This is a genomic window from Candidatus Bipolaricaulota bacterium, assembly GCA_021159055.1.
Classification (GTDB): domain Bacteria; phylum Bipolaricaulota; class Bipolaricaulia; order UBA7950; family UBA9294; genus S016-54.
The window spans coordinates 1-10,731 of the sequence record JAGGSO010000085.1; the positions used below are offsets into that span (position 1 = coordinate 1).

Below are 10,731 nucleotides of genomic sequence, written 5' to 3' on the forward strand. Positions count from 1 at the left end.
GGTCTACACCGAGCTTGTGCCCGCTCCCAACTGGACAGCCTGTCAGATCACTGTGGCAGGAGAACCGTTCTCGCTGACGCGAGGAGAGATCCTGGTTCATGAACGAACCCTCAATCTAAGGGACGGGATCCTGCACAGGCGAGTACGCTGGCGCAGTCCGAACGGGCACACAATCGAGCTTGTAAGTGAGCGATGGGCCTCCATGGACAATCCCCACCTCTCCGCCCTTCGCCTCCTCATCACTGCTTTGGATTTCGAAGGGGAGATAGGACTACAAGCCGAAATCAACGGGGTAGCAGAATCTCCGGGGATCATCCCGCCCACAGAGGTAGGACATTGCCACTGGACCTGGATAGAGGAGGGCCACCCCCATCCCCAACAGGCCTTTCTACACCTACAAACGAAGGGAAGCAAGACCGAAATCGGAGCCACAGCCCACGTAACTCTAGAATGGCCTCAGGAGGCTAAATACACTCCCTGTCCTTGCCTCCGCCAACCTGCGGTCACCACTCGTTTCACCCTGCAGAGAGGAGAGACCGCGGTGATCACCAAGCTCGTGAGCTTGTATACCTCCCACGACGTTCTTAACCCTGTTCAAGAGGCACTCAAGGAGATTAACGAAGCAGCGAAGGTTGAATACTCCTCCCTCCTTTCCACCCATCAGAAGAGGTGGGAGAAGCTCTGGGAGGACTGTGACGTGAAGATCGAAGGTGATGAGAAAGCTCAGCATGCGGTGCGTACGAACATTTATCACCTTCTTATTGCCGCACCCTATCACACTGAGTGGACAAGCATTCCCGCTAAGGCACTCACGGGCTTTGGGTACCGTGGACACATCTTCTGGGATACAGACGTGTTTATGCTCCCCTTCTTCGCGTTTACCCAACCGGAGGTGGCCCGTAACATCCTTCTTTATCGCTACCATACACTCCCCGGAGCGCGGGAAAAAGCCCAGCAGGCCGGCTATGCTGGTGCCATGTACCCCTGGGAGTCAGCGGAAAAAGGGCGAGAGGTAACACCTCGATGGGCTCTATCCGCGGATGGAACCCCAACCCGTATCCTGTGTGGGGACCTGGAACATCACATCACCGCGGATGTGGCCTACGGGCTCTGGAGTTACTGGCGAGCAACCGGGGATGAAGTATTCATGCGCGACTACGGAATTGAAATCCTCCTTGAGACGGCCGCATTTTGGGCAAGCCGTGCGGAGTACAACCCTTCTGAAAACCGCTACGAGATTCGAGATGTCATGGGCCCTGACGAATACCACGCGCGCGTGGACAATAACGCCTTTACCAACCGGATGGCTGTCTGGAACATCGAAACCGCTTTAACCGGACTCGATTGGCTGAAAAAGCGGTTTCCAGAAAAAGCTGCGGAGCTCACCAAACGTTTGGGACTAACCGAAGAGAAGATCGATCATTTCAAAGAGGTGGCCGTACGCATGTACGTTCCGCATGATTCAGCATCCGGCCTCATCGAGCAGTTTCCCGGCTTCTTCAAACTCAGGGATCCAGACCTAACTGCCATGCGCACGTCGAGGAAATCAGCACAGGCTCTACTTGGTGAGAAAGAAGTTCAACGCACGCAAATCATAAAACAGCCGGATGTCCTCATGCTTCTCTACCTCCTAAGAGATTCCTATAATGAGAGGATACTGCGCGCGAACTGGGATTATTATGAGCCGCGCACGGATCACGACTTCGGCTCATCCCTCGGGGGAGCGATCCATGCCGCCTTAGGGTGCGAGGTGGGAGAGACGGAACGAGCGTACCAGCACTTCATGCGTGCAGCGTTAGTAGACCTCGAGGATCTGCGGGGAAACACAGGAGACGGGATCCACGCCGCCTCGGCCGGTGGATTGTGGCAGGCACTAGTGTTCGGTTTTGCCGGCTTACGGCTCACCCCCGAGGGACCCATCGCCTACCCGCGGCTCCCGCGTCACTGGAAAAGGCTGCGGTTTTCACTGCGCTACCACGGACGACGGTTCATCTTTGACCTTACCCCGCAGACACAGGGGCCGGTAGTGCCCACGCCCATATAGGCCCCTTGTCCTTTACAAAAACGTAGAAGGAGAAAGCAAAGGGAGTATGATCAATAGTGCGAATATTGGATTAGGCTTTATCCGCTGGGAGCATACTACCTGGCGTTTTTCAGGCCATCATGTTGCACCTCGGGAACAATGGACGATAATTGGGAAGCTTGTGGCTTGGGTCGATCCTTGCTCCGAATGTGCCACTTTCACTGATTGCTGAAGGATCAAACTTTTAGAGGGAGGATTAATGCGAATTGAGGACTACGTAGAGATTACCGGTGCAGAGGCGATCGCCGCAATTTATGCCAAGGCACGGCCCCTCTACCGCCAACGCGTGCTGCACGTAAACGCCACCTATCATGGGGGAGGAGTCGCCGGAATGCTCCAGACGATCGTTCCGTTGATGAACGAGGTCGGACTCGATGCCGACTGGAGCCTCCTCTACGGGGAGCCGGCGCTCTTCGAGACGACAAAGAAACTGCACAACGGACTCCAGGGGGAGAAGGTCACCCTCGGCGAGGAGGCCCTCGCCCCTTATCTCCGGATAAACAAGGAGTTTGCCCGTTACACCCCGATCTTCCATGACATCGTCATTGTCCATGACCCCCAACCACTGCCGATGATCCGCTACCGCGACAAGGAAGGGCCGTGGGTGTGGCGCTGCCACATCGATATCTCCACCCCGAACGAGGAAGTGTGGAACCTGCTCAAACCGTATGTTCTCCGTTATGACGCGGTGGTCGTTTCATCCGAGTCGTTCAAGAAAGCCGATCTCCCGGTTAAGACCTATGTCATCCCCCCGGCGATCGATCCATTCTCCCCGATCAATCGTCCCCTGAGTCCGGCTGAGGTGGAGGCTAAACTCGCCGAATATGGAATCCCGCAAGACAAACCGCTCATCGTCCAAGTCTCCCGATTCGACAAGTGGAAGGACCCGTTGGGGGTGCTCGAGGTCTTCGCCCGCGTGAAGAAGGAGACGGACGCGCGGTTGGTGATGCTGGGGAACATGGCGAGCGACGACCCGGAGGGGCCAAGGATCTACCGCGAAGTGACGCAGAAGGCAAACGGGATAGCCGACGTCCATCTTATCACCAAGACCGATCCATTGCTGGTAAACGCACTGCAGCGGGCGGCGGCGGTGGTCCTTCAGCTGTCGCTCAAGGAGGGGTTTGGGCTCACTGTTTCCGAGGCGCTGTGGAAGGGGACCCCGGTCATCGCAAGCCGGGTCGGTGGAATCCCTCTTCAGATCGAAGACGGCAAAATGGGATTCCTAGTCGCCCCGACCGACTACCGCGCCGCCACCGACCGCATCCTGCAGATCTTGAGCAATCCCGATCTTGCGGTGAAACTCGGGGAAGCAGGACGTGAGCACGTGCGCGCCAAGTTCCTCATGCCGCGGCTTCTCACCGACTGGCTCGATCTCATCGGGCAGGTTATCCTTTCTTGACACATACAATCAAGCGCTTGGAATAAGGAGGGATAGTGCCTGAACTTAGACGTGGACCGATAACTGATCGTTGGGTGATCATCGCTCCGGAGCGGGCGAAGCGTCCATCCGACTATCATACTGAGGGGAACGATAAATCAGAACGCTCTCCGCACAACTGCCCGTTCTGTCCGGGGAACGAGGAGATGACTCCCCCGGAGATTCACCGCATAACAGGAGAAGACGGAAGCTGGCGGGTGCGGGTGGTGCCGAACAAGTTTCCTGCGATGCAGGACTACCCGGAACTCGGACGGACAGCCGTGAATGGGATCTACGATCGCATGAACGGGATCGGAACCCACGAGGTGGTGATCGAGACCCCTTCCCATGATCAGGAGATCCCCGACCTCCCGGTAGAACAGGTCAAGCTGATCGTCGATGCCTACGTCCTGCGGTTGCAGGAGCTCATGAAAAACGATTGGTATCGCTACGTTCTTCTGTTCAAGAACCACGGCAAACGGGCCGGTGCCTCGCTCTCCCATCCCCACTCCCAGATCATCGCCACCCCGGTCATCCCGCGTCAGGTACGCGACCGCCTCCAGACGGCGCGGGAATACTACGAGCGGAAGGAACGCTGTCTGTTCTGCGATGTGATGCTCATGGAGCTTAAGTCCGGGGAGCGGATCATCGAGGCGACGGACGAGTTCGTCGTCTTCACCCCATACGACTCGCGGTTTCCGTTCGAGCTGGTGATCTACCCGCGCAAACACGCGCACGAGTTCACCCAGATCTGCGAGGAGCAGCGGTGGGCGCTGGCCCGCATCCTCAAGCGGACCCTATTCCGGTTGAACCGTCTCTTGGGGGATCCTCCGTACAACCTGGTCCTGCACAACTCTCCCAACCCGATCCCGCGGCCGGGGAAGCCGGGGTACTGGGCGACGCTGCAGTACGATTACCACTGGCGGATTGCGATCATCCCCCGTCTCACCACGGTGGCCGGGTTCGAGTGGGGTACGGGACTGTACATCAACCCGATGCCGCCGGAGGACGCGGCCCGCTATCTGCGGGAGGTGGAGGTCCCGGAGGATTGAACGCCCGCTCCAACCGGCGCAGCGCTCGCAATTCCTCCGCCCGCCCCAGCTTAGCTTTCCGGATCGCACGGGCCATGATCCCGATCGACCGGTCGTACGTCTCCCGATCGACCGGATAAGGAGTTCCATCCTTCCCGCCGTGGGCGAAGCTGTACCGCGCCGGATCGGTGAAGCTCGGAGCAGCTCCGTAGACAAGCTCGGCGATCAGGGAGAGAGCGCGAATCGTCTTCGCCCCCACCCCCGGGGTGGTGAGGAGCTCCTCGAATCCATGCGGTTGGGCGGTGTAGGTCTTCAGGAAGATGCGGGAAAGACGTTTCGGATCGATATCAGAGAGCATCACCGCGTGCCGGCGGGGAAGCTCGATCCGCTTCAGCCTATCGAGTTCTTCCACGAGCCTGATCGGCCTCTCCCGCGCGATCTCCACACTCGCCTCCCGCGCACTCGCGCTCTCCCGTGCCACGAGGTTCAAGCTTGGGGCGCGGGCGTCGCAGCAGATCGCGGTGTGCGGCTCGCACACGAAATCGGACACACGTGCCGATAACCAGTGGTAGCGGCGGGCCATGCGCGTCACTTCGTTCATCCCCTGCTGCACCACCGCCCAGTTACCATCCCGATCGAAGAAGAAGGCGTGGTGATAGATCCCGTAGCCGTCCTGGATCGCGGCGGAATCGACCTTGGCCGCGGCGCGGCTCGCGTAGATCAGGCGATCCGCGTCGATCCCGGTCCGTTCTCCCCACTCTTCGATCTCGGTCGGGGTCTTGCGCGACGTCGCCCCCTTCCCCCCGGCAACGAAGAGCCCCAAGGATTCCTCTTCCCCTTTTATCCCCTCCTTGATCGCGCCGCAGGTCGTGGTGGTAAGTCCGCTTGAGTGCCAATCGAACCCGAGGACGCAGCCGAGGGCCTGAAACCAATAAGGATCGGAGAGGCGGACCAACAGGCCCTTCGTCCCGTGCTCAAGGACGATCGCCTCCGCGATCTTCCCGGCGAGGGCACGCATCCGGGAAAAGAGCCATCGCGGGGCCCTCCCGTAGTGGAGCGGCAGGTCAGCGGTCCCGGTCTTCATGCAATTACTATAGCGGATGCGACCGGGAATGCCTAGGTCCCAAGCGAGACGAGGACAACGCCAGCAGTGGCGAGAGCCGCTCCGAGGAACGCCCGCGAACTCGGGCGCTCGCGCAGCATGACGATGCTTATCACGAACGCGAACAGCGTCATCGCCCCACCCTTGATCGGAGTGAGAACGCTCGCCTCGGCGAGCTGCAACCCGGAGAGCCACAGGATCCAACCGAGGAAGAACCCGGTCACTGCGGTGAACAGCGCATACCCAACTCCGGCCCGACTCAGGTACCGCCTCCGATGCGCCCTGGTCCCCAGATTAAGCGCCCACCAGGAGGCGGCAGCGGTCCCCACAAGCACCAATTGAAACTCGACTGGTGACATCCCGTGGGCGAGGCAGTATTTCGCCGGTCCGGTCTCCCCCACCCCCCACAACACCGCGGCCCCGAGCGCTCCCAGCCCGCTGCGGAGGGAGCGGGGATAAGGATCGGCCCGGGCCGGAGTGATCAGGAGATAAGCGCCGATGATCACGAGGAGTGCGGCAGCGAACGTCACCCACCGCGCCGGCTCCCCGAGGAACAGGACAGCGGTTGTCACTCCCCAGAACGGAGCGGTGTTCGATAGGGCAGCCGCCGCGTGCGCTTCGGTCCGCTTGATCGCGACCATGTACAGGAGCGTCCCGAAGAAGGAATCGATCAGCCCGGCAAACGCGGCCATCCCGACAAGTCCCCAGTCGGTGAACCGAAAACCATGGACAAGAAGGCCGTAGGGGACGATCAAAAGTAACGCGAACCCGGCTCGGATCGAGGCGTAGGAGACAAGGTCCATCCGGGCGAGCCCGAGCTTGGCGATCGTCTGCGCCGCTCCCCAACAGAGGGCGGCACTGAGGACGAGGAGGAGCGCTTCCGTGTTCATATCCCCCCTTATTACCCGCAGAATCTACCCCCTCAACCGGGAAACGGCAAGGGAGCCCGGACTTGATAAACCTGACCAATTCGGTAAGCTTTTGTCGGTGATAAAGATGCCGCAATCGATATATCTGGATAACAGTGCCACGACTCCGGTCGCCCCAGAGGTGCTCGCTGCGATGGAGCCGTACTTCGCCGCGACATACGGAAACGCATCCAGTCTGCACGCGTTCGGGCGGGCAGCGCGGAAGGCGATCGAGGAGGCGCGGGCACAGATCGGTGCGACACTCGGGGTTCCTCCGGAGGGGATCGTATTCACCTCCGGCGCGACTGAGGCGAACAACCTGGCGATAAAGGGACTCGCGCTTGCAAACCCGGACCGGCGCCATGTGATCACTTCCCAGATTGAGCACCACGCCGTCCTCCACCCGTGCGCCTGGCTGGAGGAGCAGGGATACGAGGTCACGTACCTCGAGGTCGACCGGTTCGGACGCGTCGATCCGGCCGCGGTCCGGGCAGCGATCCGCGATGATACGCTTCTCGTCTCGGTGATGGCCGGAAACAACGAGATCGGGACGATCGAACCGATCGAAGAGATCGGAGGGATCTGCCGCGAGAGGGGAGTCCCGTTCCACACCGACGCCGTCCAGGCATACGGGAAGATCGAACTTCCGCTGGAGGTGATCGATCTCCTCTCTGTATCGGCGCACAAGCTGAACGGGCCGAAAGGGGTGGGATTCCTGTACGTCCGGAAGGGAATCAAGTTAGCCCCACTCCTCCACGGCGGAGGGCACGAGCGCGGATTGCGAAGCGGGACTGAGAACACCCCGGGGATCGTGGGACTGGCGGCGGCGGCGCGCCTCGCGTTCGCCGAGATGGATGAAACGGCGGCCCGATTGCGCGGCTACCGTGTCCGCCTGATCGAGGAGATCACTAAGATTCCCGGAACGCGACTGAACGGCCATCCCACTGACAGCCTTCCCCACATCACCAACTTCAGCTTCGCCGGGATCGAGGGGGAGAGCCTGGTGATGCGGCTGGACGAGCACGGGATCGCTGTCTCCACCGGCTCGGCCTGCTCATCCCCGAACCTCGAACCGAGTCACGTCCTCAGGGCGATCAAGGTGCCGCTCGCCATGGCCCACGGGAGTTTACGGATCAGCACCGGACGGGATACGAAACCAGAGGATATCGAGACCCTCCTGTCCGTACTCCCGAAAGTCGTAGAGGATCTGCGGAAAATATCCCCGTTTAAGGTAGGTGAATGATGTACACCGAAAAGGTGATCGAGCACTTCCGCCACCCGCACAATCAGGGGAAGCTCCCTGATTATTCAGCCGTGGGGAAAGTGGGGAACATCGTGTGCGGCGATGTGATGTGGCTGTACATCAAGGTGGACGTGGATGAGCAGGGGCGCGAGGTGATATCCGATATCTCCTGGGAGACGTTTGGATGCACTGCGGCGATCGCTACCTCGTCGATGGTGTCAGACCTTGCCAAGGGGAAGACGATCGAAGAGGCGATCGCGATAACAAACAAAGACGTCGCCGATGAGCTCGGTGGCCTCCCCCCAGTGAAGCTCCACTGCTCCGCCCTTGCCGCTGACGCGCTGAACGAGGCGATATACAATTATCTCACCGCTGCCGGGCGCGAGATTCCAGCGGCGTTGGAACGCCGCCACGCGCACATCGCCGATGAGATGGAGCGGTTGGAGCGTCGGTACGCTGCGTTCCTGGAATCCCAGGAAGAGGCGCACAAAGGAGGTTAGGTGCACCTGACGAAGAAATCGAGTTACGGGTTGATCGCGACGATCGAGCTCGCCTCCAACGGGGGGAATGAGCCGATCTCAGCTCGGTCGATCGCGGAGAAGTACGGCCTCCCTGTCCCATTCGTCGAGAAGATCATGGGGGAGCTGCGCGCGGCGCGGATCGTCACGTCGCGCAAGGGGCGGCGCGGGGGGTACACCCTTGCTGTCCGGCCTGAGGATATATCAGTACGGCAGATCCTCGAGGCCCTCGGGGAGTCGCTCGACCTCGTCCGCTGTGTCCGTCCCGACGAGGCAACCTGCCAGCTCCTCACCGTCTGTCCCGGAAAGGACATCTGGGGAGCGATCGACGAGCGATTTAAGGAGCTACTCAACTCCCTCTCCCTCGCCGACCTGTCCTGTTAGGATGGGCGTCGTCCTGCGTATCCGCAACCTGGCAGGAAGCGCTGTACGGGAATCATCGGCCGGGAGTCTCTCCCTCATTCCGGTATAATCCACTCGGAGGTGGAAGATGCGCGTCTTGTTCGTTTCAGCCGAGGTCTCACCGTTCGCCAAGGTGGGCGGACTCGCCGATGTCGCCGCCGCCCTCCCGCGGGCACTGCATGGCTTGGGGGTCGACGTGCGGGTGGCCATGCCCAAGTACCGGGGGGTGGAAGGGAAGACCGATCTGAAAGAGATTGTCCGCTTCCCGGTCCCGGTGGGAAAAGCGGAGAAGGAGTGTGTCCTGTACGAAGGGACGCTCCCGCAGAGCGACGTCCCGGTGTACTTCCTGGGAAACGACCACTACTTTGATCGGGCCCAGGTCTATGGGGAGAAGGGAGGGGACTACCCCGACGCCCTGGAGCGGTTCACCTTCCTGTCCCGCGGGGCGCTCGTCCTTCCGAAAGCGGTGGATTGGCAGCCCGACATCGTCCACGTGAACGACTGGCACACTGCACTTGTGCCCGCCTACCTGCGCGCCGGGCTTGGGCCGAACGGGGCGAGGAGCATCCTCACCATCCACAACCTCGCGTACCAAGGTGAATTCCCGTGGGACGCCCGCGCAACCACCGGGCTCGAAGATGAAGACCTGTCCGTGTTCAAACACGCCGGAAAGCTGAACCTGCTCAAAGGGGGGATCAGCTACGCCGACCGATTGACCACCGTCTCCCCGTCCTACGCGCAGGAGATCCTCCACCACGGGGAAGGGCTGGAGGAGACGCTGCGGGCGCGGGCCGATTCCCTCACCGGGATCCTGAACGGGATCGACGATTCCGTGTGGAACCCGAAAACTGATCCGTTGCTGTGGGCCAACTATTCGGCGGATGATCTATCCGGCAAGTCAGTCAACAAGGAACGCCTGCGCGACGAACTCGGGCTGGAGCCCGATCCCACCGCCCCCGTGATCGGTATGATCTCCCGCCTGGCGGCGCAGAAGGGGTTCGACCTGGTGATGGCTGCGTTCGACCGCATGATGGCACTCGGAATCCAGTTCGTCCTCCTCGGGACCGGCGCGCCGGAGTATGAGAATTTCTTCCGGGAGGCCGCGTCCCGCTATCCGCAGCGGGCAGCGGCGCTGATCACGTTCTCCGAGGAGTGGGCGCACCGAATCGAGGCCGCGGCCGATATCTTCCTCATGCCATCGCGATTCGAGCCGTGCGGGTTGAACCAGATGTACTCGCTGCGCTACGGGACGGTCCCGGTCGTACGGGCAACCGGGGGGTTGCGGGACACGGTCAGGGATTACGACGCCGACCGAACGGCGGGAAACGGGTTCACGTTCACCGACTACACCTCGGACGCAATGCTCTCCGCCCTGCGCCGCGCTGTTGCCCTATACCGCGACGATCCTGTGGCATGGGCTGAGCTGCGAAAACGCGGGATGGAGGAGGATCACTCCTGGAGCGCGTCAGCGCGAAACTACTTTGACCTGTATACCGACCTCGTGCGTTAGACTCGCCGCAGGAGCCGAAAACCCATCGCCGTGACGGGAAACTCCGTCCCGGCCTCGCCGCTCACTAGGTCCACGAATCGGGTAGTGCTCCCGCCGATTCGTTCCTCCGTCTCTCCAGCGTTCAGCGCGAGGACGATCTCCTCGTCAGGAACGGTCCGGGAGAGGACCAGGAACCTTTCGCGGGCATCCAGGAACCGTGGCGCACCGCGGCGTAGGGCGGGATGGGCCTTGCGAAGCGAGATCAATTTTTTAAACGTCGCGTGCAGTTCTTTGTCCCACGCGGACTCGTCCCACGGGAAGCAGCGCCGGCAGTCGGGATCCTCTCCTCCCTTCAGCCCGATCTCGTCCCCGTAGTAGACCGCAGGTGCGCCGGGGAAGGAAAAGAGGAATGCAGCGGCAAGGATGAGCTTTCGGGCGTCTCCCCCGGCAAGGGTGAGAAATCGTGGCTTGTCGTGGCTGCCGAGCAGGGTGTAGCAAGCGTAGTCGTTCTCTTCCGGGTAGCTGTGCCACAGGCTGC

10 protein-coding genes are annotated in these 10,731 nt (G+C 61.0%); 7 read left to right on the forward strand and 3 right to left on the reverse strand.

What is annotated here, in order from left to right; genetic code table 11:
• The 3 genes from J7J55_04285 to galT all read left to right on the forward strand — a co-directional run.
• Positions 1 to 2,044 (forward strand): glycoside hydrolase family 65 protein (locus J7J55_04285; protein MCD6141919.1); only part of this gene is annotated, 2,044 nt, incomplete at its 5' end.
• A gap of 238 nt (positions 2,045 to 2,282) precedes the next feature.
• Positions 2,283 to 3,482: a glycosyltransferase gene (locus J7J55_04290; GenBank protein MCD6141920.1), complete on the forward strand. Its 1,200-nt coding sequence runs from the start codon at positions 2,283 to 2,285 to the stop codon at positions 3,480 to 3,482.
• Positions 3,483 to 3,517: 35 nt separating this feature from the next.
• On the forward strand, positions 3,518 to 4,552 hold the full coding sequence (gene galT / locus J7J55_04295) for a galactose-1-phosphate uridylyltransferase (protein ID MCD6141921.1): 1,035 nt from the start codon (positions 3,518 to 3,520) through the stop codon (positions 4,550 to 4,552).
• Here galT and J7J55_04300 read toward each other — a convergent pair.
• Both J7J55_04300 and J7J55_04305 read right to left on the reverse strand, forming a co-directional pair.
• Positions 4,488 to 5,615 (reverse strand): DUF763 domain-containing protein, encoded by a 1,128-nt coding sequence (locus tag J7J55_04300; protein ID MCD6141922.1) that lies wholly within the window; start codon positions 5,613 to 5,615, stop codon positions 4,488 to 4,490. The two genes, galT and J7J55_04300, sit on opposite strands and share 65 nt — an antisense overlap.
• Before the next feature lie 32 nt (positions 5,616 to 5,647).
• Positions 5,648 to 6,523, reverse strand: coding sequence for a DMT family transporter (locus tag J7J55_04305; protein ID MCD6141923.1), 876 nt, complete (start codon positions 6,521 to 6,523; stop codon positions 5,648 to 5,650).
• Positions 6,524 to 6,623: 100 nt separating this feature from the next.
• Here J7J55_04305 and J7J55_04310 point away from each other — a divergent pair, with 100 nt between their 5' ends.
• The 4 genes from J7J55_04310 to glgA all read left to right on the forward strand — a co-directional run bounded on the left by J7J55_04310 (position 6,624) and on the right by glgA (position 10,214).
• A complete protein-coding gene (locus tag J7J55_04310; GenBank protein ID MCD6141924.1) occupies positions 6,624 to 7,784 on the forward strand; it encodes a cysteine desulfurase in 1,161 nt (386 codons plus the stop codon).
• Positions 7,784 to 8,284, forward strand: a complete 501-nt coding sequence (locus tag J7J55_04315) for an iron-sulfur cluster assembly scaffold protein (GenBank protein MCD6141925.1) — start codon at positions 7,784 to 7,786, stop codon at positions 8,282 to 8,284. Before J7J55_04310 ends, J7J55_04315 begins: the two co-directional genes overlap by 1 nt.
• On the forward strand, positions 8,285 to 8,686 hold the full coding sequence (locus tag J7J55_04320; protein MCD6141926.1) for an Rrf2 family transcriptional regulator: 402 nt from the start codon (positions 8,285 to 8,287) through the stop codon (positions 8,684 to 8,686).
• 106 nt (positions 8,687 to 8,792) lie between these two features.
• Positions 8,793 to 10,214 carry a glycogen synthase GlgA gene (gene glgA, locus J7J55_04325; GenBank protein ID MCD6141927.1) on the forward strand — a complete coding sequence of 474 codons (1,422 nt, stop codon included), beginning with the start codon at positions 8,793 to 8,795 and terminating at the stop codon, positions 10,212 to 10,214.
• Here glgA and J7J55_04330 read toward each other — a convergent pair.
• Positions 10,211 to 10,731: DUF3459 domain-containing protein (locus tag J7J55_04330; GenBank protein MCD6141928.1), on the reverse strand; the 521-nt coding region annotated here is incomplete at its 5' end. The two genes, glgA and J7J55_04330, sit on opposite strands and share 4 nt — an antisense overlap.

Excerpts from the sequence above, each read along its gene's own strand:
- J7J55_04290 (MCD6141920.1), top strand. The coding sequence starts at position 2,283 with ATGCGAATTGAGGACTACGTAGAGATTACCGGTGCAGAGGCGATCGCC.
- J7J55_04300 (MCD6141922.1), bottom strand. The coding sequence starts at position 5,615 with ATGAAGACCGGGACCGCTGACCTGCCGCTCCACTACGGGAGGGCCCCG.
- J7J55_04305 (MCD6141923.1), bottom strand. The coding sequence starts at position 6,523 with ATGAACACGGAAGCGCTCCTCCTCGTCCTCAGTGCCGCCCTCTGTTGG.
- J7J55_04315 (MCD6141925.1), top strand. The coding sequence starts at position 7,784 with ATGTACACCGAAAAGGTGATCGAGCACTTCCGCCACCCGCACAATCAG.
- glgA (MCD6141927.1), top strand. The coding sequence starts at position 8,793 with ATGCGCGTCTTGTTCGTTTCAGCCGAGGTCTCACCGTTCGCCAAGGTG.